Source organism: bacterium (genome assembly GCA_020440705.1).
Lineage (GTDB): Bacteria > Krumholzibacteriota > Krumholzibacteriia > LZORAL124-64-63 > LZORAL124-64-63 > JAGRNP01.
Genome location: JAGRNP010000008.1, coordinates 33166 through 56530 on the forward strand (window position 1 = coordinate 33166; position 23365 = coordinate 56530).

Annotated in this window: 15 protein-coding genes; 7 read left to right on the forward strand and 8 right to left on the reverse strand. The window is 69.7% G+C overall.

The genetic code is table 11. The annotated features are described in order from the left end of the window. Positions 1–3183 (forward strand): PEP/pyruvate-binding domain-containing protein (locus tag KDM41_02595; GenBank protein MCB1182293.1); only part of this gene is annotated, 3183 nt, incomplete at its 5' end. Here KDM41_02595 and KDM41_02600 read toward each other — a convergent pair. Continuing rightward, positions 3156–4043 (reverse strand): hypothetical protein, encoded by an 888-nt coding sequence (locus KDM41_02600; GenBank protein MCB1182294.1) that lies wholly within the window; start codon positions 4041–4043, stop codon positions 3156–3158. The two genes, KDM41_02595 and KDM41_02600, sit on opposite strands and share 28 nt — an antisense overlap. A gap of 140 nt (positions 4044–4183) precedes the next feature. Between KDM41_02600 and KDM41_02605 the strand changes: the two genes are divergently transcribed. Further along, positions 4184–4876 (forward strand): histidine phosphatase family protein, encoded by a 693-nt coding sequence (locus KDM41_02605; GenBank protein ID MCB1182295.1) that lies wholly within the window; start codon positions 4184–4186, stop codon positions 4874–4876. A gap of 13 nt (positions 4877–4889) precedes the next feature. On the opposite strand, the gene KDM41_02610 is transcribed toward KDM41_02605, so the two are convergent. The 6 genes from KDM41_02610 to KDM41_02635 form a co-directional block, all read right to left on the reverse strand. After that, on the reverse strand, positions 4890–5873 hold the full coding sequence (locus tag KDM41_02610; protein ID MCB1182296.1) for a glycosyl hydrolase family 17: 984 nt from the start codon (positions 5871–5873) through the stop codon (positions 4890–4892). 2 nt (positions 5874–5875) lie between these two features. Continuing rightward, positions 5876–7333 carry an MFS transporter gene (locus tag KDM41_02615; GenBank protein MCB1182297.1) on the reverse strand — a complete coding sequence of 486 codons (1458 nt, stop codon included), beginning with the start codon at positions 7331–7333 and terminating at the stop codon, positions 5876–5878. 192 nt (positions 7334–7525) lie between these two features. Then, positions 7526–8245 (reverse strand): hypothetical protein, encoded by a 720-nt coding sequence (locus tag KDM41_02620; protein MCB1182298.1) that lies wholly within the window; start codon positions 8243–8245, stop codon positions 7526–7528. A gap of 198 nt (positions 8246–8443) precedes the next feature. After that, entirely contained in the window at positions 8444–10045 is a 1602-nt protein-coding gene (locus KDM41_02625) for a hypothetical protein (GenBank protein MCB1182299.1), read from the reverse strand. Between the two features lie 48 nt (positions 10046–10093). After that, a complete protein-coding gene (locus KDM41_02630) occupies positions 10094–13576 on the reverse strand; it encodes a hypothetical protein (protein MCB1182300.1) in 3483 nt (1160 codons plus the stop codon). A 26-nt stretch (positions 13577–13602) separates the two neighbouring features. After that, positions 13603–14589 (reverse strand): hypothetical protein, encoded by a 987-nt coding sequence (locus KDM41_02635; GenBank protein ID MCB1182301.1) that lies wholly within the window; start codon positions 14587–14589, stop codon positions 13603–13605. Between the two features lie 245 nt (positions 14590–14834). Between KDM41_02635 and KDM41_02640 the strand changes: the two genes are divergently transcribed. Together KDM41_02640 and KDM41_02645 are read left to right on the forward strand one after the other, a co-directional pair. Further along, a complete protein-coding gene (locus KDM41_02640) occupies positions 14835–16244 on the forward strand; it encodes a beta-glucosidase (GenBank protein MCB1182302.1) in 1410 nt (469 codons plus the stop codon). Between the two features lie 148 nt (positions 16245–16392). Next, a complete protein-coding gene (locus KDM41_02645) occupies positions 16393–19419 on the forward strand; it encodes a glycosidase (GenBank protein MCB1182303.1) in 3027 nt (1008 codons plus the stop codon). A gap of 376 nt (positions 19420–19795) precedes the next feature. Here the strand turns inward: KDM41_02645 and KDM41_02650 are convergent, their stop codons facing one another. Further along, positions 19796–21295, reverse strand: coding sequence for a T9SS type A sorting domain-containing protein (locus KDM41_02650; GenBank protein MCB1182304.1), 1500 nt, complete (start codon positions 21293–21295; stop codon positions 19796–19798). A 277-nt stretch (positions 21296–21572) separates the two neighbouring features. On the opposite strand from KDM41_02650, the gene KDM41_02655 reads away from it, so the two are divergent. The 3 genes from KDM41_02655 to KDM41_02665 all read left to right on the forward strand — a co-directional run bounded on the left by KDM41_02655 (position 21573) and on the right by KDM41_02665 (position 23356). Further along, positions 21573–22385: a hypothetical protein gene (locus KDM41_02655; protein MCB1182305.1), complete on the forward strand. Its 813-nt coding sequence runs from the start codon at positions 21573–21575 to the stop codon at positions 22383–22385. 105 nt (positions 22386–22490) lie between these two features. Then, positions 22491–22832 (forward strand): helix-turn-helix transcriptional regulator, encoded by a 342-nt coding sequence (locus KDM41_02660; protein ID MCB1182306.1) that lies wholly within the window; start codon positions 22491–22493, stop codon positions 22830–22832. Further along, on the forward strand, positions 22829–23356 hold the full coding sequence (locus KDM41_02665; GenBank protein ID MCB1182307.1) for an SRPBCC domain-containing protein: 528 nt from the start codon (positions 22829–22831) through the stop codon (positions 23354–23356). The genes KDM41_02660 and KDM41_02665 overlap by 4 nt, the downstream gene beginning before the upstream one ends. Positions 23357–23365 lie beyond the last annotated feature (9 nt).

Here is a 23365-nt window from a genome sequence, read left to right on the forward strand (position 1 = left end):
GAGCGCGCCAAGGAGCTGCGCTGCCTGTACGAGGTGGAGAAGGCGCTGAACGTGGTCGACCGGCCGGTGGCCGAGGCGATGGCGGCGGTGGTCGAGGTGATCGGGCCGGGGTGGCAGTACCCGGAGGTGTGCGGCGCCGCCGTGAATCTCGAGGGACTCTCGGTCGCCTCGGCGAGCTGGGCCGAGTCGCCCTGGCGCCTCGTGACGGACATCCGGGTGCACGGCGAGGTCGTGGGCAAGCTCTCGGTGTGCTACACGGCCGAGCGGCCGGACGAGGACGAGGGCCCCTTCCTCAAGGAGGAGGTGCAGCTGCTCGGCAGCCTCGCCGACCGCCTCGGGCACTTCCTGCTCTTCAAGAAGATGCAGAGCATGGGCAAGAAGTGGCGCGAGCTCGACGCCGACGTCGACGCCGACGACGGCCACAACTGGCGGGTCGTGGTCGACCTGCTGCGCGAGACCGACGACTCGCTCTTCCTGCGCGTGTCGCGCAAGATGCTCAACTACCTGTGCTCGATCGGCATCAACGAGGCCCAGGAGCTGCTGCAGCACATGGACGAGGAGTTCGACCCGCTGGCCGACGGCGCCGGCGAGCGCAATGCGCCCGGCAAGCGCCGCACCGCCGACCTGGGCCCGCTGCTGCGCGGCGAGCCCTTCGCGGTGGCGGCCAAGTACATTCCGGGCAGCGAGATCGTGGCCAACGTGCAGAAGTGGATCCAGGCCGACCGGGCCGCGGCCTTCCTCAACGTCCTGGACAACCCCCGCTCCACCCTCGGCGAGGTGCACGACGCCCTGCGCCGTTTCCAGCAGACCTCGCCCGACGGCGAGGGCATGCCGCCCTCGACCATGAAGAGCGTGCGGGTGTCCCTGACCCAGAAGATCCTCACCGAACAGCTCGACTTCGTGAAGACGGCCAAGGACCACGTGGGCGTGGCCTTCTTCCGCGACCTGATGGACCGCATCGTCATGCCCACCGAGAGCCACGGCAAGCTCGGCGGCAAGGCGGCGGGCATGCTGCTGGCCCACTGCATCCTGAAGCCGACGGCGTCCGACCCCGCGCGGCGGGCCGAGCAGGAGATCCTCGACCGCACCAGCGTCATCGAGCGCGACAAGCTGGCGGCGATCCGCATCCCGCGCACCTGGCACATCGCCTCGGACGCGGTGCTCGACTTCATCGCCTACAACGACCTCGAGGACGTGCTGCACCAGAAGTACAAGGGCATCGACGAGGTGCGGCGCGACTACCCCAACATCATCCGGCTGTTCAAGAACTCGGCCTTCCCGCCGGCGCTGGTGCACGGCATGTCGGCGGCCCTGGACGACTTCCAGGGCGTGCCCATCGTGATCCGCAGCTCGAGCCTGCTCGAGGACCGCGTCGGCACCGCCTTCAGCGGCAAGTACAAGAGCCTCTTCCTGGCCAACCAGGGCACCAAGGCCGAGTGCCTGGCCGCCCTGCAGGACGCGGTGGCCGAGATCTACGCCTCGCTCTTCGGGCCCGATCCCATCGAGTACCGCACCGAGCGCGGCGTGCTCGAGTTCGACGAGCAGATGGGGATCCTCATCCAGGAGGTGGTGGGCCGGCGTTGCGGGAAGTACTTCTTCCCTTCCTTCGCCGGGGTCGCCTTCTCGAAGACCGAGTTCCGCTGGTCGCCCCGCATCTCGCGCGAGGACGGCCTCGTGCGGCTCGTGCCCGGACTCGGCACGCGCGCCGTCGACCGCACGGTGAACGACTTCCCCGTGCTCATCGTGCCCGGCCAGCCGGAGCTGCGCGTGAACGTGGCCGTCGACGAGATCCTGCGCTACTCGCCGAGCGCCATGGACGTGATCAACCTCGAGACGAACGGGTTCGAGACCGTCCCGGTGGGCCAGCTGCTGCGGGAGGTCGGGGGGCGCTATCCCGGTCTGCCCCTCGTCTTCTCGACCCTGCGCGACGGCCGCCTGGCCAAGCCGGTGAGCCTGCTCATCGACCCGGAGAAGGAGCACCTCGTGCCCACCTTCGACGAGGCGCGGCGCGATGCCGACTTCCTGCCGCAGATCGCCGGCCTGCTGCGCCTGCTGGAGGAGACCCTGCAGACTCCCGTCGACGTGGAGTTCGCCCACGACGGCGAGCATCTCTACCTGCTGCAGTGCCGGCCCCAGAGTCAGTCCGACGCCGCCGCGCCCGCACCCATCCCGCAGGACGTGCCGGCCGACGACATCGTCTTCACGGCGAACCGTTTCGTCTCGAACGCCCAGGTCGAGGACATCACCCACGTGGTGTACGTGGACCCGGCGCGCTACGGCGAACTGCCCACCGAGGCGGCCATGAAGGCGGTGGGGCGCACGGTCGGCGAGCTGAACAAGCTCCTGCCCCGCAAACGGTTCTTGCTGATGGGGCCGGGCCGGTGGGGCAGCCGCGGCGACATCAAGCTCGGCGTCAGCGTCACCTACGCCGACATCAACAACACGGCCATGCTCATCGAGATCGCCCGCCAGACCGGCAGCTACGTGCCGGACGTGAGCTTCGGCACCCACTTCTTCCAGGACCTGGTCGAGGCCGGCATCGCCTACCTGCCGCTCTACCCCGACGACGACGACACCGTCTTTGCCGAGCGCTTCCTGCGCGGCGCCGAGAACATGCTCGCCGGACTGCTGCCCCAGCACGCCGACCTGGCCGAGGCGGTCCGCGTCATCGACGTGGCGGCGGCGGCCGAGGGCCGGGTGCTGCGGATCCTGCTGAATGCCGACCTGGACCGGGCCATGGCCCATCTCGCCGAGCCGGGCGACGTGCCCGCGGGCGTGCCGGCGGCCCCGCGCGGCCGCACGACCCGGCCCATCGACTACTGGCTGTGGCGCAAGGAGATGGCCGAGCGCATCGCCCTGGACGTGGACCACGTCGGATGCGGCGTGAAGCACATGTACCTGATCGGGAGCGTGAAGAACGCGGTGGCCGGTCCGGCCAGCGACATCGACCTGCTGATCCACGTGGACGGCGACGAGGACCAGCGCCGGCGTCTGCTCACCTGGCTCGACGGCTGGAGCCGCTGCCTCAGCGAGGTGAACTTCCTGCGCACGGGCTACCGCACCGACGGGCTGCTCGACGTGCACCTGGTCACCGATGCCGACATCGCGCGCCGCTCGAGCTTCGCCGTGAAGATCGGGGCCGTGACCGACGCGGCCTACGAGCTGCCGCTCGGTCCGGCCTGAACCAGCTCGCGGGTCATGGCGGCGGGGGCGTCGGGATCGAAGCGGACGACCGCGAGCTCCGGGCCGTCGTGGGCGGCGTTGCAGCTGACGGTCGCGCCGCGCGTCTCGCGCCAGGCCCCGCTCAGCCGCGCGCTCTCGTGGACGTGGCCGTGCAGGGTCAGCCGCGGGGCGCGCGCCTCGATCAGGCGCTGCAGGGCGATGCTGCCGATGTGCGGGTCCAGGGGCGCGTGGTCGACGCTCTTGCCGGCCAGATCGGCCACGTCGAGCCGGCCGCCGTAGGGGGGGCAGTGGGCCAGCAGAATCGCCCGGCCGAGGTCGTCGTCGCCCACGAGCGCCGCCAGTTCCGCCGCGATGGTCGTGTGGATGACCTCGCGGGTGTCGCGCCCGTCGGTGCGCTGGCCCTCCTCGGGCGGGATGCAGCCGGGATCGACGAACCGGGACACGTCGTAGCGCTCCCAGTCCTTGAGCAGGAAGGGCGACGGGGGGATGCACGCGTAGCCGTAGACGGTGCAGGCGCCGAAGTCCGCACGCCGGCCGTGCAGGTCGCGCCAAAGTCCCCGCTCCTCGCCCGTGCGCAGATCCTGCACCACGGCGTGGGGGTCGTCGTTGCCGGGGATGAGGAAGACCTCCGGATAGGCGGCGCCGAGGACGTCGCGCACCCGGGCGAAGCCGGCCTCCAGCACGTCGGCAATGAACGACCGCTCGGACCCGTCGCGTCGCCAGCCGCCGTCCATGTGGTGGGGCAGCAGGTCGCCGCCGAGGAAGACGCCGGCCGGGCGTTCGGCGGTCATGATCGCCCAGAGCGCTTCGTAGCGCGGGCGGCGGCCGTGCAGGTCGGAGACGAAAACACAGTTCGGCATGGTGGTCCTTCCCATCGCAGACCCGGAACGAAACTAGGTGATCCGGTGCGCCTCGGCCAACCCTTTTGCGGTTGCACGGCCCGCGCAACACGCCTATAAACCGGGGAACCGTTCCGCAGTCCTTCGCCCGGAGGTCCCCCGTGCGCCCGTTCCGCCCGCTGCTCGTTCCCGTCCTGATCGCCGCCGTCCTGGCGGCCGTGAGCGCCCAGGCCCGCATCCCCTTCCTCGAAGGCCCCACGCGCACCGTCTTCCTGATCCGTCACGGCTTCTACGACGCTGCCGACACCACCGACCCGGACGTGGGCAAGGCTCTGCTCACCCTCGGCCGCCAGCAGGCCCGCCTGACCGCGGCGCGCCTGGACGCCATGCCGATCCGCATCACGTCGCTGCAGGCGAGCGCCATGACGCGCGCCCGCCAGACCGCCGAGACCATGGCGCCGTGGTTTCCCGAGGTCGAACTGCAGGTGCTGCGGGACATCCGCGAATGCACCATGACCACCCGCTACGAGAGCGTCATGAAGGGCCTCGCGCCCGGCGAGGCGGCGGAGTGCGAGGCCCGGTTGCAGGGGGCCTTCGAGCGCATCTTCACGCCGGCCGCCGGCCCGGACGACGAGTTCGACGTGGTCGTGGCCCACGGCAACGTGATCCGCTGGTTCGTGACGAAGGCCCTGCAGGTCGACGAGACGGCGTGGCTCGGCATGAGCGTGGCGCACTGCAGCATCACCACGATCCAGGTGCGCGGCGACGGCAGCTTCAAGGTGATCGGGGTGGGGGACAGCGGCCACATCCCCTACGACATGACGACCTTCGGGGGGGACGACGGGGAGCAGTAGCCGCCCGGCGGGCTCAGGGCGCCACGGCCGCCTTGGGCGTGCGGTCGGCGCGGTACACGCCCCAGTGCTTCTCCACCTCGACCGGGTCGTCGCCGCCCTTCCAGTTCTCGTCGAAGGCCTCGAACCAGAACACGAGCCGACGGGTGTCCCGCGACCAGGCCCGGACGGCGTCGTACACGGCCTTCTGCTCGGCCTCGCCGGGGATCCCCTTGATCAGTTCGGCCTGCTCGCCGTGATCGGCCACGCTCGTGGCCCAGCCCGTCTCGCCCAGCACGAGGGGTCGGCCCGGATGCAGGGCCCCGACCGCAGCCAACTGTTCTGCGAGCCACGCCACGGCCTCGTCGGCCTGCCGGCCGTTCCACATGGGGTGGGCGTGCACGAGGATGAAGTCGAGCTCGGGCGAGAGCCGCGCGCTCTCGGGCTTGTTCCAGAAATTGAAGTCGTCGGCCACGGTGATGGGCACGTGCACTCCGGCGCGCACCTGCTTCACGTACCCGATCAGCGCGTCGAGGTCGCTGCGGTGGGCCGACCAGCTCACCTGCGTCTCGTTGCCCACGCTCACGCCGACCACCACGTCGCGATAGGCGTTGGCCAGCCGGATGCCCTCGGCGACCTGGGCCGCGTTGCCCGCGGGGTCGTCCGGCGCGATCCAGACGCCCAGGACGACCTTCATGGCGCTGCCCGTCTCCCGGATCGCTTCCAGCAGGGTCGCCGCGACGGGGTCGGCCCCGTACACCCGCAGCAGGGACCAGTGCTTCTCCATCAGAACGAGGTCTTCGCGCACCTGGGCAGCCGAGGGGTCCGGCCCGCCGGGGCGCTGGCCGTCGCGGTGGGGTCCGTAGCACACCGCGTGGGGGATGGGGTCGGCCAGGAGCGGTGCGAAGACGGCCATGAATTCGTGCGTCGAATCGCCCCTGCGGCATCCGGCCGGGCCCAGTCCGGCCAGGCCCAGCACGGCCAGCGCCAGCAGGCCGACCGCGGCGCGGCGCCACCGCACGATCACGCCTTCCCCCGCCGGGCCTCGAGCCGGCGCCGCACGTCGTTGGCGACCTCTTCGGTGATGGGGAAGCGGGCCACGGCCCACAGGGCCAGGGCCGAGGTGAAGACGGGGATGCCGATGTCCGTCAACCGCATGAGCAGGATCGTGCGCTCGGTCTGGTCCGGGCCCAATTCGACCAGGAAGCCCGTGGCGTTCAGCACGTAGCCGCTCAGGGCGAGCGCCGCCGACAGGCCGAGCTTCACCATCCACCAGAAGATCGAACCGTACATGCCCTCGCGGCGCTCGTGGGTCTGCAGTTCGTCCACGTCGCACACGTCGGCGATCATCGACGGCACCAGGGTGAAGAGGCCGCCAAGGCCGAACGAGATCAGCGGCGCGGGGATGATGACCATCCACGGCGCCTCGGGCCGGTAGCACACCCACTTCAGCAGGAAGCCCAGGATCGACAGGGAGATCGACAGGAGCAGGGCCTTGCGTTTGCCGATCCTGGTGCCCAGCCAGGCCATGCCGGCCACGATGGCGAAATTGGCCACCGCGCCGACGGTGCCGGCCATGCCGGCCCACTTGGCCCCGGCCACCTCGTCGCCGCCCATGACGTAGTAGATGATCACGTAGTACTGGTACGAGGCCACCAGCATGAAGCCGTTGAAGACGAGGAAGGCCGTGGCGCACAGCTTCAGGAAGGGCCCCGAGCTGAGGGTCGTCTTGAAGCCGGCGAAGAAGGACTTCATGCTCTCGGCGAAGCCGGGGCGCTGGGCGTCCATCTCGGCCACGGCCACGGCGGCCATGCGCTCGCGCAGGAAGATGGCCGGCAGGATGCCCAGGGCGATGGTCACGAGGCCGATGACCACCGCGAGGCCGAAGGCGCCCGCGACCTGGTCGGGCTCGCCGGCCTCGTTGCGGAAGAACTTCCCGGAGTTCATGATCAGCAGGAACCACGGCGAGACGGTGAAGGCGAGCTGGCCGATGAAGTTCTGGGTGCCCATGACGCGGGTGCGCTCGTTGTAGTCGGGCGTCAGCTCATAGCCCAGGGCGACCCACGGCGTGGCGTACATGGTGTAGGCCACGAAGAAGACGATCGAACCGATCAGGAAGTACCAGAAGTACCACATCTCGGACTGGCCGGCGGGCAGGCGCCACAGCACCACGAAGAGGATGGCGGTCAGGATCGCGCCGACGAAGATGTACGGCCGGCGCCGGCCCCAGCGGCTGCGGGTGTTGTCCGACACGTAGCCCATCACCGGATCGGTGAAGGCGTCGGTCAGGCGGGGCAGCGCGCCGAGCAGCCCGACCAGACCCGGGTCCATGCCGAAGCCCAGATTCAGCACGATCATCATGCCGCCGCTGGCGGCGCCGAGCAGGTTGTTCACGAAGGCGCCGATGCCGTAGACGAACCGCTGCACGATGGGGATGCGGTCCTCGGGGGCGGTCCGGTGGTGGGCGGTGGTCGTGTCCATGGCGTGTCCCGGTTGGAGGGTGTAGGTGGTGCGGAATCTTTGTTTGGATCACGAACAAAGTACCCGGCCGCGGCGTCTTTCGTCAATGGAATTCTGGCCTTACGTGGAGCCGGCGTCCACCCGAAACCGCGCAAAAAACGCCCCCCGCCGCGCAGCGACAGGGGGCGTCGGACAACGTCCGGAGACGGAAGTCTACTTGAAGAGCGACTTCACGCTGCCCCAGCTCGCCTCTTCGACGGCCACGGGGCCGCTCGGGTAGAAGCTGAGGTTGTCGTAGAACACGCCCGAAGGCTCGTAGCTGCCGGCGATGTTCTGGAAGCCGATCTGCAGGAGCTGGCCGTCCAGGCTGCCGTCGATGAAGATCGCCAGGCTGTAGTCGCTCCAGGTGGCCGCGGCGCCGGTCATGTCCACGGTGATGTAGTTCGTGGTCGCGTAGCCGGCCATCGGGTTCAGCGTCTTGATGAAGGCCACGGCCGTGCTGGCGCCGGCCAGGTCGCCCATCTTGGCCTGGAAGTCGAAGACCCAGGTCTCGCCGATGTCGCCGGCGGCGATGGCCTGCTCCTGGAAGACCAGGGACTCGATGTGGGCGCCGACGCCGTGATCGGTGTTGTTGTAGTCGCTGAAGACGACGAGCTGCTGCTGGCCCTGGGCCGCGCCGCCCTCGCCGATGGCGACGTTGCTGAAGCCGCCGCTGCCGTTGGGGGCGGGGAAGACGCCGTAGCCGTACCAGTACGACCAGTCCGGACCGAAGACGTTGGCGAAGACGAGCCAGCCCGCGCCACCGAGAGCGCCGGCGTCGGCCTGGTTCAGGGACTCGAAGTCTTCACTGTAGGGGGACAGGGCGAAGGCGGCGACGGGAAGCACGAGGGCCAGAACCGCGGCCATGGCGAAGACTTTAGCCGTGTTGCGCATGAGAGAACCTCACTTCAATTGATGAAAGCGTATTTGCGGTCGATGTCCGGCAATCGCGCGGAATCTCAGCCGGCAGGCGTCATCCGGCCTGCCCTTGACTGGAACCATTATAGACTATGTTCGGAAACCGAATCAAGTCCAAAATCGCACCATCGTCAAGATCCTCCGGGTCGGGTCCGGCCCGGGCCTTCCCTGGCTCTACTTCAGCAGCACCAGCCGTCCGGATTCCACGAATCCGGGCCCGCTGAGCACGGCGAAGTACACCCCGGAGGCCGCCATCCGTCCGGCCGCGTCGCGGCCGTCCCAGACCGTCCTGTGCGCGCCTGCCGACTGGCTTCCGTCGACGAGGGTGCGCACGAGGCGCCCCGCCGCATCGTGGATCGCGAGCGTGATCCGGGCCGGCCGAACCAGCTCGAAACGCAGGGTGGTCTGCGGATTGAAGGGATTGGGGCTCGCCGGGCGCAGTCGGCCCGCGGCCACCGCGGCCGGCGGACGCTGCGGGTCCGGCGCGGCCGAGGGGGCGCCGGCGGGCGTGAACCGGAAGTCGGTGAACACGACCTCCTGGGCGCCGGCGGGCGTGCCGGCGATGCGCCACAGGTTCAGATGCAGCCGCGGCAGCTCGGGGCGCGGCACGTGGGGCCCGCCGTAGGTCCAGGTGTGGACCGCCGGCGAGGTGGCCTCGGCGGTGGCGTCGCCCCGCCACACGCGGTAATCGACGCGGTCGGGCAGCCAGCGCATGGCGTGGCTGACGATCTCGTCGGGCCCGAAGGCGGCGTCGAAGCGGCTGCGGTTGCCGCTCCAGTCCCAGGGCTGGGCCACGAACTGGGCCGGCTCGGCGGCCGGGTTCTCCCAGCGGCTGTACTCGATGTCGATCTCGTTGTACGGGTTCCACCACAGGTAGGCCGGATCCCAGCACGGCCCGTACTCCCACAGGAACATGCCGCACACGACCTGCGGGTCGAGCTGGTCGAGGGCGCCGCGGGTCGTCAGCACGTAGTCGCCGTAGCCGAGGGCCTCGACCGCGGTGACCTCGGTGCTGATCCACGTCGCGCCGAGGGTCTGGACGGTCAGGTGCAAGGCGCCTTCCCCGTCCACGAACACGTTGGCCGGGTCGTCGAGGAACCAGTTCGGTCCGGGCCCAAAGTAGCCGTCGCCCTTGACGCGCCAGTCGCGCCCGGCGAAGGAGAGCACGCGGCCGCCGGGGAAGTCGTTCCACTGGATCTCGTCGATGGTGGGGCTGGCGGTGCTGTTGCAGGTCACCTGGTCGAACACGACGGAAGGCACCGGATCGCCCGGCCCCTGCAGGACGCCCAGCAGCAGTCGGGCCGAGGCCGTGCCCGCCGGGGCGGGCGTGCTGGTGAGGTCGAAGTCGAGCCAGGTGTCCAGGGGGGCGCCCGGCGCGGCCACCGCGAACGAATCGTAGTCGATGAGGTCACCGGCGGCATCGCGCCACTCGACGTTGACGATGGCGCGGCTCTGGGCCGCGAGGCCGCCGCCGGTCGGCAGCAGGGCGTGGCCCGTGATCCGCCACTGGTCGCCCGGCCCGCCGTCGATGGGTTGCCACACGCCGGAGACGTCCCAGTTGCCGCTGTCGGGGCCGGTCAGGGCGACGGCCTGGTCGCCGTGGCCGGCGGTGGCGGTGCGGGCAACGCCGCCGAACTGGTTCCAGCCGCCGAACAGCACGCCGCTGCCGTCGATCTCGAAACTGGGATTGGCGAGCAGGCACTGGCCGGCGGCCGGATGGGGTCCGAGGCCCACGGCGGCCGTCAGCAGCGCGGCGAAGAGGAGGGAACGACGCATGGCGCACTCCCGGCCGCGCCGGTCCCGCCACGGCGGGGACAGTGCGGCCTAGTTGTTGTCCAGGGCCCCGGCGGGAATGTCCACCCGCAGCGCCTTCACCCGGCCGCCCCGCATGAAGACGGCTCGGCTGAGGGCGGCGTCGAGGGTGTCGCCCGGGACCTCGGCGGTGTCGCCGTCGGCATACTCGACCCGGATGCAGGGCGCCGCCGCGTCTCCATTGTACACCACCGGCACCTGGCAGAGGGTGAAGACGAGGCTGCCGGCCGGCACGCTCAGCGCGCAGGGCGCGCCGGACACGTCGCGGTAGTCGAACCGTCGGGCCGTGGCGAGGAACTCGTCCCGGCCCAGCAGGCGCGGGGCGAAGCGCAGACGGCCGTCGGCGACCGACACGCCCAGTTCCCCCCGGCGGGTGAGGATCTCCTCCTTCACCTGGCCGGTCATGCCGGGCTGTTTGGCGCCGCCATCGGGCGGGGTGTGCGAGTAGGGGTCGGTGGGGAAGGCGCCGTACTCGGCGGCGGTCTTCTCGTAGCCGATGCCGGCGCGGACCAGGAGGTACATGCGGTCCAGACCGTCGCGCACCGCGGCCGGGGCGTCGTCGCGCACCGCGCGGTCGCCGACCTCCTGCACCGCCAGCAGCAGCTTGGCCACCATGTGCCAGTAGATGCAGCCGAGGCCTTCGTAGCCGTACATGGTGCCGGAGCGCCCCGTGAAGGAGCGGTGGTCGAAGACGCTCTCGAACAGGTCGAGCACCGCGCCGCGGTCGCGGGCGACGGGTCCGGCCAATTCGGGGCGGCGGGCCAGGCGGTCGAGCACGGCGGCCACGTCCTGGGCGTTGCGGATGTCGCCGTGGAAGCGGAAGCGCCCGTCGGCGTCGCGCGCGAGCAGGCTCGTGTCGCCCCGCGCTTCGAGCAGCCGCACGAGGGCCAGGTCGGCCGCCGCCGCGGGCACCGCGTTGCGCTCCAGGAAGCCGGGCCGGACGCGCTCGGGATACAGCATGAAGCTGCGCTGGTCCGGACGATACAGGGCGCTGGCGAAGAGGCGCTCGACCAGGGTCAGGCTCTCGGCCGGCGAGAGCACGCCGGCGCTCAGCAGGGCCACCTGGCCCTCGAGCATCTCGGGCAGCCGCACGATGTCGACCCCGCCGGGCGTCACCGTGGCCACGTTGTAGGTGTGGGCCAGACCGTCCGGACGCCGGTTCGCGGCGAGGCCCCAGTCCACGTGGGCCAGGGCGGTCTCGACGAAGGCGCGCACCCGCGCGATCTCCAGGGGGCGCGTCTCGCCCAGCCCGCCCGCGTAGACGGCGTCGCGGTAGTCGCTGAAGGCGCCGCCGAGGGCGTCGAGCAGCCGGCGGCGCGCCGCCGGGGCGAGCGCGTCGCCCTGCAGCAACTCGCGGCCGTGGCCGAGGGCGGCCTCCAGGCCCGTGAACCAGGCGACGATCTCCCCGGCCACGGGCAGCGCCGCGGCGTCGCACTCGTCGAGCCGGTCGGCCAGGAAGGCCAGATAGCGCCGCAGGTAGGCCAGCGTCACCACCGAGACGCCGCCGCCGGCGAGGGCGTTGTTGGCGTCGTTCCATTCGGGGCGCTGGGTGTTCATCCAGATGCCGGCATCCGGGATCAGGTTCGAGAGCTTGGCCAGGGCCGGCACGAGCAGCTTCTCGAAGAGGTTGGCGTGGTGCACCGAGCCGTCGGCGTCGGTGAGCAGCTTGCCGTCGGTGCCGCGCGCGGCCACGCGTTCGGCGATGCGGTGGGCGGCCGCGTGGTCGAAGGCGATCGTGTCGCTCGGGTCGCGCACGATCTCGGCGTAGGGCCTGATGCGGTAGGGCACGTCCGCGTAGCTGAACACGGCCTCGTCGAGGCGCGCGGCCAGCTCCGACGGGGCGTGGGCGTGCCACGCCTCGAGCAGCTTCAGCAGGTAGACGATCTGGTGGTCGCCCCAGTAGCCGATGTTGGCCCAGGGGTCGTCCTCCTCGACGACCTCCCAGTCGACGCCGTCGCGGTCGATGCGGTACGGGTTGAAGCCGTCGACCGTCGAGGCGTTGACGAACTTGGCCACCATGCTGGGCAGGAAGCCCGGATAGGCCGTGGCCAGGGCCTCCCAGTTCTGGAAGATGTCGCGCCAATTGCCCTCGTAGTGCAGGGCATCGCCGCCGTCGGCCGCACGGACCCGGATCTCGAAGCGGTTCCAGGGCCGGCTCGGATCGCCGTGGCGGCGGCCGAAGTGCAGGGGCAGGTACTCGTGGCAGAGCCGGATGAAATCGGCATCGCCGGTGGCGCGGGCGCGCTCGATCAGGCGGTCGACCGGGATCGCGGCCGGCAGCTCGGCGAGCAGGTCGCCCTGGCGCGCGCCCACGGCGCCGTGGCGCCGGTGCACGAAGTCGACGAGGTCGTCGCGCGGCACGTCGTAGTTCGCGATGAAGACCCCGCCCCGCATGTTGTTGAACAGCACGTTGGCGAAGTGGTGGGCCCAGGCCTCGTCGCGGGCGGTCGACTGCAGGCCGTCCGCGGCGGCCACCTTGGCCCGCAGGCGCTCGGTGGCGGCGTCGAGCTCGGCCGTGATGGTCGCGGCGGGTTCGGGCTGCTCCCGCAGGAAGCGGCGCAGCTCGGCGATCTGCAGGTGGTCGCGGCCGCTGTCGGCGCACAGGTGCCAGTCGGTGCCGGTGCCCGGCGCGAGTTCGAGCCGCGCGCTCACCAGGTAGTTGCCCCGCCGTCCGTTCAGGCGCGGGTCGGTGCGGATGACGCGGCCGGCGCGGAAGCCCTCGACGGCGTCGTCGTCCAGGTGCAGGCGCGCCCCCTCGAGGCCGCGGGTCCAGACCACGTTGGCCCGCAGCACCTCGACGGCTTCGGCCTTGTCGGTGATGCCGGCGCTCAGGGAGAAGATGCCCAGGCCCGACTCGGGGTCGATCTCGGCGGTCTTGTAGGCGTCGACGAGGTTCGAGGCCTGCTGGTACAGGGCGAGCGGGGCCCCGTGGGGCAGCACGTTGCGCACCCCGTCCAGAAGGGCCAGATGCGCCGTCTCGCCGCCGATGTTCTCGAGGGTCGCCGTGCGCACCCAGCCGAAGCGGTCGCACGCGGCCCAGGCGTAGCGGAAGACGAGGCCCAGCTCCCGGTGGATCTCCTCGAAGACCACCCGGTTGCCGGTGACGTTCTTGTAGAGGGCGCGCTCGGGCCGGAAATCCGGCGCGGTCACGGGAGCGAAGGGCTCCCACAGCACCGAGTCCGCGCCCGGGCGGCCGCAGCGGACCAGCGTCACGGGCCCGGTGTGGAACCGGGCCTCGTGAAGCTTGTCGACCGTGCGGTAGGGAAAGAGGGCTCCGTCCGCATCGACCCGACCGGCCGTGAGCCCGCCGCCCGCGGCGACGAACATCCACAGGTCCGAGTCGCTCGGCACGCTCATCAGGAACGGCGCCATGCGATCATAGGCGGCGATCCGGTAGTGCGTTTCGCCATCCAGGGCGACGAATCCCCCGACCGGGCTGGTCGGGACGGCGTCCGGGGCGGCGAGGTGCCTGGCGGGTGCGGGGCGAGCCCTCATTCTCACGTCCTCTCGGCTGCTCTCGGTTACTTCAGCAGGGTCATGGCGCCGGCCAGGCTGCCCGTGGCGGTGCGCAGCACGTAGCTGTAGCGGCCGCTGGGGGCGGCGGTGCCCGCGTTGGTCGTGCCGGTCCAGGTCACCTGATGGGGGCCCGCGGCCAGGGCGCCGTCGTGCAGGGTGGCGACCAGGCGGCCGGCCATGTCGTACACGCTGAGCTCGGCGTGGCCCGCCTTCTCCAGGCTGAAGTCGATGCGCGTCGAGGGGTTGAACGGGTTCGGGTAGTTGCGGCCGAGGGTCGCGCCGGCGAGGGCCTCGGCGTCGGGCACGGACGACAGGTCATCCTGCTCGAAGACGATGTTGTCGTAGAAGATGGCCGAGCCCTGGTAGAACGTCGCCGTGTTGGCGAAGCCGAACTGGAAGAGCTGGCCCACGAGGCTGGCGTCGATGGGCAGGCTCATGCTGTAGCCGCCCCAGGTGTCGGGGACCGCCGTCATGTCGACGGTGACCAGGTTCGTGGTGGCGTAGCCGGACATGGGATCGAGGGTCTTGATGAACGCGAGAGCGGTCGAGGAGCCCTCGATGTTCCCCTTCTTGCACTGGAACGAGAACTTCCAGGTGCTGCCCACGTCGGCGGCGCCGATGGTCTGCTCCTGGAAGACGTTCGACTCGATCAGGTTGCCGTTGGCGTGGTCGGCGTTGTTGTAGTCGCTGAAGACGGCGAGCTGCTGGAAGCCCTGCTCGACGCCGCCCTGGCCCACGTCGATCTGGCAGAAGGCGAAGCCGTCGTTGGGCGCGACGAAGGTGCCGTAGCCGTACAGGTACGTGGTGCCGGTGGGATCGAACACGTTGCCGAACACGACCCAGCCGTCGTTGGCGAGGGCGGCCGTGTCGGGCTGGATCAGGAGCTCGAAGTCCTGGGTGTAGGTCGCGAGGTCGGCCTGGGCCGCGAGAGGCGCCAGGATCGCCAGCACGAAGGCGGCGACGAGGGCGATGCGGGAGCGACGGGACGTCATGGTCAGTACCTCCTGGGGGCGATGGGCCCCGGTGGGTTGCGGTCGACGCGAAGTCTGGGGGTCCTGCCGGGCAGTGCTTGCTTCAGGCGGTGTCAAGTGATCTCATGGGAGCGAGAAGCCGGGTGCCCTCCGGGATCGCCGGGGTCAACTGGACTCTTGACAGGACCAGCACCATCATACACTATGTTCGGAGTCCGAACAAAGATTTTTTTCGCACGCCGCCGGTGCGAGGAAAGCGAGGCCCGATGGCACGCCACGAATTCCCCGACGGGTTCCTCTGGGGCGCCGCGACCAGCGCCGCCCAGATCGAGGGCGCGTGCGACGTGGACGGCCGGGGACCCTCCATCTGGGACCGCTTCGCCGCCGAACCCGGGCGCATCGCCGACGGCACCACCCCGGCGGTGGCCTGCGATTCCTACCGGCGCTGGCGCGACGACATCGACCTCATGCGCGACCTGGGTCTGGGCGGCTACCGCTTCTCCATCGCCTGGCCGCGCATCCAGCCGACCGGGCGCGGACCGGCCCTCGCCGCCGGGCTCGACCACTACGACCGGCTCGTCGACGGCCTGCTGGACGCGGGGATCGAACCCTTCCCGACCCTCTACCACTGGGATCTGCCTGCCGCCCTGCAGGATGAGGGCGGCTGGGGCGAGCGGGACACGGCGGCGGCCTTCGCCGACTACGCCGGCCTGGTGGTGGGACGGCTCGGCGATCGGGTCACCCGCTGGGTCACCCACAACGAGCCCTGGTGCATCGCCTGCCTCGGCCACGAGGAGGGGGTGCAGGCGCCGGGCCTGAAGGATCCCGGCCTGTCCCTGCGAGTGGCGCACCATGTCCTGCTCTCGCACGGCCTGGCGGCCCGGGCGATCCGCGCGGCCGCTTCCGGGGCCGAGGTCGGCATCGTCATCATCCACTGCCCCGGCATGCCGCACACCGACACGCCGGCCGACCGGGACGCCGCCCGCTTCTTCGACGGTCTCTTCAACCGCTGGTATCTCGACCCGGTCTTCAAGGGGACCTATCCGGCGGACGCCATCGCCGACCGTGTCGCCCGCGGCCATCTCGCCGGGCCGGAGCTTCCCTTTGTTCGGGAACCTGACATGGAGATCATCCGCGCGCCGCTCGATTTCCTCGGCCTGAACTACTACAGCCGGAACGTCATGCGCGCAGGGGCGAACGGCCCCGAGCCCGTCCCGATGGCGCCGGACGAGGATCTGACCGACATGGGCTGGGAGGTCTACCCGCAGGGCCTGCACGACTCGCTCGTGCGGGTGCACCGCGACTATGGGCCGGCCCGCATCTACGTCACCGAGAACGGCGCCGCCTACGACGATCCCGCCGGTGCCGACGGGCGCATCGCCGACGCCCGCCGCATCGCCTACCTCGAAAGCCATCTCGTGGCCTGCCACCGCGCCCTCGCCGACGGCGTGCCCCTGGCCGGCTACTTCGCCTGGTCCCTGCTCGACAACTTCGAGTGGGCCCTGGGCTACGCCAAGAAGTTCGGTCTGCACGCGGTCGATCCCGCGACGCAGGACCGGACGCCGAAACTCAGCGCCGCCTGGTACCGGGACGTCGTCGCGCGGAACGCGGTCGACGCCCCCGGGCCGGATTCCCCGTTCCCGAACCAAGGAGCCCACCGTGCGTCCCAAGGTTGATCGTCGCCTCCTGCGCCCCGTTCCCGCGGGGATCCTGTTCGCCTTCGTCCTCCTGTGGGGAGCCGCCGCCGCGGCGTCCGACCTGCCCGCGATCGAGATCGTCAAGGACGCGGGGGGGCAGCGTCTCGTGGTCGACGGCGAGGACTTCATGGTCTTCGGCATGAACTGGGGCTACATGCCCATCGGGCAGAACTACACCTACAGCCTGTACGAGCAGCCCGAGGAGGTCATCAAGGCCGCCATCGACACCGAGATGGAGCTGCTCAAGGAGATGCACGTCAACACGATCCGGCACTACGTGGGCATCCCGCCCAAGTGGGTGCGGTACATCTACGAGAAGCACGGCATCTACACGGTGCTGAACCACACCATCGGGCGCTACGGCCTGACCCTCGACGGCACCTGGTACCCCAATACCGACTACAGCGACCCGCGCGTGCGCGAGACCCTGCGCGCCGAGATGAAGGCGGTGGTCGAGGAGTTCAAGGACACCCCGGGCGTGCTCATGTGGCTGCTGGGCAACGAGAACAACTACGGCCTGACCTGGAAGAGCGCCGAGACCGAGGCCCTGCCCGAGGGCGAGAAGAACGCCGTCCGGGCCCGCTACCTGTACTCGCTGTTCGGTGAGATCATCGACGACATCCACGCCATCGACAAGGGCCGTCCGGTGGCCATGGCCAACGGCGACCTGCAGTACATCGACATCATCGCCGAGGAGTGCGCCGACATCGACGTCTTCGGCTCGAACGTGTACCGCGGCATCTCGGCGCGCGACTTCTACCAGGTCGTGCAGGACAAGCTCGACGTGCCCACGTTCTTCACCGAGTTCGGCGCCGACGCCTTCAACGCCGTGACCATGCAGGAGGACCAGGCGGCGCAGGCCTACTACCTGCTGGGCCAGTGGCGCGAGATCTACGAGCAGTCGGCCGGCAAGGGACGCGTCGGCAACGCCATCGGCGGCCTCATCTTCCAGTGGAGCGACGGCTGGTGGAAGTACAAGCAGGAGGAGCGCCTGGACATCCACGACACCAACGCCTCGTGGCCCAACGCCGGCTACCCGACCGACTACGTCGAAGGCCACAACAACATGAACGAGGAGTGGTGGGGCATCTGCGCCAAGGGCTTCAGCGACTCGCGGGGGCTGTACCAGGTGTACCCGCGCGCGGCCTACTACGCCCTGCGCGACGCCTTCCGCCTCGACCCCTACGGCAAGAGCACCGACATCGACGCCATCCGCTCGCACTTCGACGGCATCACCCCCATGGGCGCCGCCCTCGCGGCGCGCGGCGACAAGGCGGCCCTCGAGGGCACGACCCTGAGCAGGGTGCGCGTGGCGGGCGTGCGCATGGAATTCGAGACCTACAGCACCGGGGGCGACAACATCTCGACCCCGCCCATCGAGACGCCCCAGGAGGGCTACCCCTCGTTCCAGGGCTTCGACCACAACCAGAGCTTCTTCGTCGACTTCGAGGCCAAGCCCAGCGACGCCGTGGTCGGCAAGCTCAGCCTGAACGTGTTGGGGCACGTGGCCAAGAACCCCATCGACGAGATCTTCTACGAGAACCGCGGGCGGCCGAAGACGCTGCTCGACGACAACGGCGATCCGGTGCAGATCGAGTCGCTCGAACGCGTGAAGGTGTACCAGGGCTCGATCACCTGGGAGGACCAGGACTTCCAGCTCGACGCCTTCTACCGCGTCGGCCACCTGCACTGGCAGTACGAGGGCGACTTCTTCGGCCTCTACCGGGACGGCTTCTACGGCGAGAATCTCGACATCTACAACGGCGAGGCGCCCATCGGCATGCAGATCGCGGGCAAGGGCGACCTCGAGGGCCTGAAGGTGGCCTTCGGGCCGCAGTTGTGGTGGGGCGCGAATCCGGCCGTGTTCATCAAGTACCAGCGCAAGCTGGCCGGCATCGACTGGACGGGTGTCTTCCAGGAGGACTTCGCCCAGCAGAACACGGTCACCACGTCGATCGCCATTCCCGTGCGCCAGACCCGCAAGGCGGCCCTGAGCATGGCCACCGACCTCGGGCCGTTCGGCTTCGAGGGCGGCGCCCTGTGGTCGGGCCAGCCGCGGGTGGGCGAGACCTTCCAGATCGTCGACGAGGGGCTGGTGGGCGCCGAGGTGCCCGTGGCGCCCGGCGACGTGCGCCAGGACACCGTGACCGACGAGGACACCTGGGGCTTCAAGGGCAAGCTCACCTGGCAGAAGGGCCGCTGGAACTGGTACGGACAGGGCGCGGTGATGGGTCTGGTGGCCGACGCCGGCCCGACCGCGATCCCGACCTACACCGGCTGGACCCTGAAGGACAGCGGCTCGGGCAACCAGGTCAACGCCATCACCGGCGTGGCCGTCAACGCGGGCGACTGGCAGATCGGGCCGAACTTCCTCTGGCAGAAACCCATCGTCGGGCCCATGCCCCACTCGGACGACCTGACGGGCACGCCGGGCCGCACGCGCAACGTGCGCGACGACCCGTTCGCCGTGATCTGGAACCGGGAGACCACGGCGGCCGAGCTCATGCTGACGTACGATCCGACCCCGGCGACCTGGATGTGGTCGTGGGACAGCGACGTGCGGGAGAACGCGGACCTGGCCGCGAGCCTGGGCTTCTCGGTGCGCAAGCACCACACCACGTCCGACGCCAAGCTCTTCGTGGCCGACACGGGCGACGTCTACGCCTTCGCCGGCGGCACGCCCGCCCGCGACTGGGGCGACCTGTGGGAGGTCAACTGCCGCGTCGTGAACAAGGTGGGCGACAAGGCGAAGATGGTCAGCCACGTGGTCTTCGGCACGGCCGAGCCCAACGGCGACAACACCCGGCTCGTGAAGCGCTTCAGCGTGGACAGCCGCCTGGTGTGGCCGCGTCTGGCCCTCGGCTGGCACGCCAAGTTCAACGACTTCGGTCCCTACGACTACCACCGGGACCACAACCTGACCTATCCCCTGCAGCTGATGGCCGACGTGAGCGTGACCCTCGGCGCACCCCGCTGGTTCGATTTCCCCCAGACCCGGCTGGGCGTGCGCGGCACCTACCGCACCCTCGACCGGTACTCGAACCGCTACATGCCGGACGGCGTGGTCGCGCCGGCCCAGGGCGAGCTCTACCCCGAGGGCCTGGACAAGGGGAACGAGTGGGAGATCCGGACCTACCTGCATCTGGCGATCTGAGCCGGCGGGACCCAGCCCCGGAACGCGACGAGGCCCGGTCCGAAGACCGGGCCTCTCGCTTGGGCCGCGCTTGCGCGTGGTGGGGTACCGGCCCGGCGTCGTCGGGATCTACTGCCGGACCAGGATGGACGCCGTCGCCACGAGGACGCTCAGGGCGGCCACGAGGCGGAAGCGGGGGCTCGTCGTCAGAAGGAACATGACTCGCTCACTTTCCATGCCTGGGGTTCGGTCGGGTTCATGGGGTAGGACGCATGCCGGCGGGCCGGGGTTTCGTGAACAATTGCAAATTTCGTGTGAGGGGGGCGGCTGCAGATGGAGAAGACCGCCGGAGCGGGGCTCCGGCGGTCTCGTCGGGGGCAGGGTCCGTGGTCGCGGACTACTTCAGCAGCAGCATCTTCCGCGTCAGCGTCTCGTTGCCGGCGCGCAGCTGGTAGAAGTACACGCCGCTGGCCCGGTTGCGGGCGTTGAAGGTGACCTCGTGGTCGCCGGCGCCCAGGAAACCGTCCACCGGGCGCGAGACGAGGCGACCCGCCGCATCGTAGATGCTGAGGGTCACGTCGGTCGCCGCGGGCAGCGCGAAGCGGATGACGGTCATGGGGTTGAACGGATTCGGCTGGTTGCCGAGGCTGAGCTCCGCGCCGGTGCGGAACACGTCGCCGCTCTCGCAGCTGCGCGTCACCACGTTGGCGCCCGAGTCGTAGCTCGAGCCGCTCAGGGAGACGCCGGTCACCTCGAAGCACCACTCGCCGGACGCGTTCCTGGTCTTGGCGGAGGTCACGCTGACGACGCCGTTGGAGCCGGTGGTGCCGCTCGTGGAGCCGCCGGTGGGGCCGTCGATGCTGAACGTCACCGTGGCGCCGGCGACGGCGTTGCCGCCGGCGTCGACCACGGAGGCCGAGCAGGTGCCGTTCGTGTTCGGGCCCTTGCTCTCGCGGCCCACGGTCATGGAGGCCACGTGCATGTCGCCGCCGCCGCCGGGCCCGCCGGTGCCGCCGAACATGGTCGGGCGGTACAGGGCCATCTGCTGGTCCATGCGGGCGGTCTGGCCCGCGGTGAACTCGAACATGCAGCTGTCGTCGGTGTAGTCCATGTAGTTGGTGATCGGGTCGGGGCCGTTGCCGGCGCAGGTGTCGCGGCCGTTGGGGCAGCCGTAGGCGGGGGACGACTCGGGGGCCGTGTCGCTCACGTAGTCGCCGGGGTTGCTGCAGCCGCCCTGGAAGGTGTGGTACAGGCCGAGGAAGTGGCCGATCTCGTGGGTGGCCGTGTCGCCCTCGTCGTAGGGAGCCGCGCCGCCGCCCGGCACCGACGCGTACAGGATCACCACGCCGTGCATGTAGCTGTCCTCGGCGTACATGTCGGGGAAGGTCGCGTAGCCGAGCAGGCCGCCGCCGATGTTGCAGAAGTAGACGTTCAGGGTCGTGGCCGGATCGACGGCCAGGGCCTGCTTCATGCGGCGCTCGTCGCGGCTGCCGTAGCGGTGGGTCGACCACTTTGTGTCGTAGGTGCGGTCGGTGCTCACCAGGTCGAAACTGTAGCCGGTGCCGGCGTAGGCCTGGTTCAGCACCTGCATCTGCGCGTTGATCTGCTGATTGGTGAGATCGCCGACGCCGTTGGTCTGGGCCACGACGTGGACCGCCACGGGAATCGTCACGTTGGCCTTGTCGCGCAGCTGCGCCCAGCCGCCCGTCTTCAGCCAGGCGTCGACCTCGGCCTGGATCTGCTCCGTGCGCTCGAGGCTGGGGGTTTCGGTGGCGCAGCGGACGCCGGCGACGACCTGGCCGGCCTTCTCGAAGGTGATGTCGGCGGCGAAGGCGAGTCCGGCGCCGAGTACGGTGAGTGCGAGAGCGAGCGAGAGGATGCGTGGGAGTCTGTTCACGGCGAGCTCCTGTTCGGGGGTGGTCGGATGATCCCCGCGAAAACGGTGCGGAAAACGCGGCGAACGGCCCGCGCCGCCCTCGTCCGGACGCCCGGGGGGCGCCCCGGGAATCCGTGGCTCGTGAACTTTATCACGAAATCACACCAATTCACCATGATTTTGATCCCGTATTTCATTTTGGTGACCCCCTTCCCCCGGGGGCGTCTCATCGGTTAAAATAGAGTCGTCGATCAACCCGATTCGCCCGCATCCGTTGATTCCACCAAGGAGAGACTCCATGAAGACAAGGCTCATGTTCCTCACCCTGCTGGCCCTGCTGGCCTGCGCCGGAACGGCCGGCGCCACCATCGACTGGGCCGGCAACGTCTGGCCGCTGCACAACTCGAGCCACGTGTCGTCGGCCGGGATCGACGTCTACGCCCAGGTCTACAAGGGCGGCACCACCGACGCGGCCGGCCAGGGCGCCGACATCTGGGCCGAGCTGTACTACGCCAGCAGCACCGACGGGATCTATCACATCGTGCTGATGACCTACAACGGCGACATCGGCAACAACGACGAGTACACGGGCACCATCCCGCAGTCGGCCCTGATCGGCGCCGACTATGTCGACTCGTACGTCATCTTCCACGACGACACCGACGGTTCGAACCTGTGGATCACCGGCGACCAGTCCGGCAACCCGCCGCCGCTGCGCTACAACGTGGTCGAGGTGCTGCCGGTCGACGTGACCGTGCAGTTCACCCTGTGCATGAGCGGCACCGAGACCATCGGCGCGCCCTGCGTCATCGGTTCGGCGGCCGAGATCGGTTCGTGGGGCACCGGCGTGACCATGAACAGCCTCGGTGGCGAGGTCTGGGAAGTGTTCGTGGTCTTCCCCGCCGGCAGCAGCCCGAGCTTCGACTACAAGTACAAGAAGGACGACTGCACCAACTGGGAGAGCGTCGGCAACCGCACCGTGACCCTGCCCACCGACGGCACCAGCTCCGTCGAACTGGCCATGGACGGTTGGGACGGCGCGACGCCGACCTGCGATCCCGTCGGGGCCGAGGACGAGGCCTGGGGCACGGTGAAGTCGCTGTACCGCTAGTTGGCTTCCACATCCCGAGCGGATGGGGCCCGGCGCGAGCCGGGCCCCTTTTTCATGGCCGCCTCTTGACGCGCTCCGGGTTTTAATGTAACCTTGGGGTTACTTATGAAAACCGAGACCATGAACGCCGTCTTCCTGGCCCTGGCCAGCCCGCATCGTCGCCGGATGCTCGACATCCTCGTCGAGATGCCGGGGTGCAACGTGAACGACGTGGCCAAGTACTTCGACATGAGCCGCATCGCCGTCATGAAGCACCTCCGGGTGCTGGAAGAGGCGGAGCTGATCGTCTCGGAGAAGGTCGGACGCAGCCGCGAGATGCACTTCAACGTGGCGCCGATCCAGGCCATCCACGACCGCTGGTCGACCGAGTACAGCCGCTTCTGGAGCGGCCAGGTGATGGACATCAAGTACGCGGCCGAGCAGGCCGTCGCGAAGGAGAAGCCATGAGCGCCACCACGAAGCAGGTGTACCGCGTGATGATCGAGGCTCCGGTGGAGAAGGTCTGGGAGGTGCTGACCCAGTCGGGTCGGCCGCTGCCGTTCTTCTTCGGCTCGGTGCTGCACACGACCAGCCTGGGCCCCGGCGCCCCCATCCGCATGCGCACCCCCGACGGGAAGAACACCGGCGTCGTGGGCGAGGTGCTCGAGTTCGATCCGCCGCGGCGCTACGCGCACACGTTCAAGTTCACCTCCGAGAACGACCCCCTGTGCCGGGTGACCTACGAGCTCGAGCCGGTCGACGGCGGCACGCGCTTCACCCTGACCAGCGAGGAGGTGCCGGTCGGCACCAAGACCGAGAAGTACATGGGGCAGGGCACCGAGTTCATCTGCAACACGCTGAAGTCGCTGGTCGAGACCGGACAACCCAACCTCAAGCAGAAGTTCTTCCTCTTCATGATGAAGTGCACGTCGTTCATGACGCCCAGGCAGAGCCGCAGCGAGAACTGGCCGCTCGACAAGGCGATCACGTGAGCCGGAGGC

Excerpts from the sequence above, each read along its gene's own strand:
- KDM41_02660 (MCB1182306.1), top strand. The coding sequence starts at position 22,491 with ATGAAAACCGAGACCATGAACGCCGTCTTCCTGGCCCTGGCCAGCCCG.
- KDM41_02655 (MCB1182305.1), top strand. The coding sequence starts at position 21,573 with ATGAAGACAAGGCTCATGTTCCTCACCCTGCTGGCCCTGCTGGCCTGC.
- KDM41_02645 (MCB1182303.1), top strand. The coding sequence starts at position 16,393 with ATGGTCTTCGGCATGAACTGGGGCTACATGCCCATCGGGCAGAACTAC.
- KDM41_02635 (MCB1182301.1), bottom strand. The coding sequence starts at position 14,589 with ATGACGTCCCGTCGCTCCCGCATCGCCCTCGTCGCCGCCTTCGTGCTG.
- KDM41_02665 (MCB1182307.1), top strand. The coding sequence starts at position 22,829 with ATGAGCGCCACCACGAAGCAGGTGTACCGCGTGATGATCGAGGCTCCG.
- KDM41_02640 (MCB1182302.1), top strand. The coding sequence starts at position 14,835 with ATGGCACGCCACGAATTCCCCGACGGGTTCCTCTGGGGCGCCGCGACC.
- KDM41_02600 (MCB1182294.1), bottom strand. The coding sequence starts at position 4,043 with ATGCCGAACTGTGTTTTCGTCTCCGACCTGCACGGCCGCCGCCCGCGC.
- KDM41_02620 (MCB1182298.1), bottom strand. The coding sequence starts at position 8,245 with ATGCGCAACACGGCTAAAGTCTTCGCCATGGCCGCGGTTCTGGCCCTC.
- KDM41_02625 (MCB1182299.1), bottom strand. The coding sequence starts at position 10,045 with ATGCGTCGTTCCCTCCTCTTCGCCGCGCTGCTGACGGCCGCCGTGGGC.
- KDM41_02615 (MCB1182297.1), bottom strand. The coding sequence starts at position 7,333 with ATGGACACGACCACCGCCCACCACCGGACCGCCCCCGAGGACCGCATC.
- KDM41_02630 (MCB1182300.1), bottom strand. The coding sequence starts at position 13,576 with ATGAGGGCTCGCCCCGCACCCGCCAGGCACCTCGCCGCCCCGGACGCC.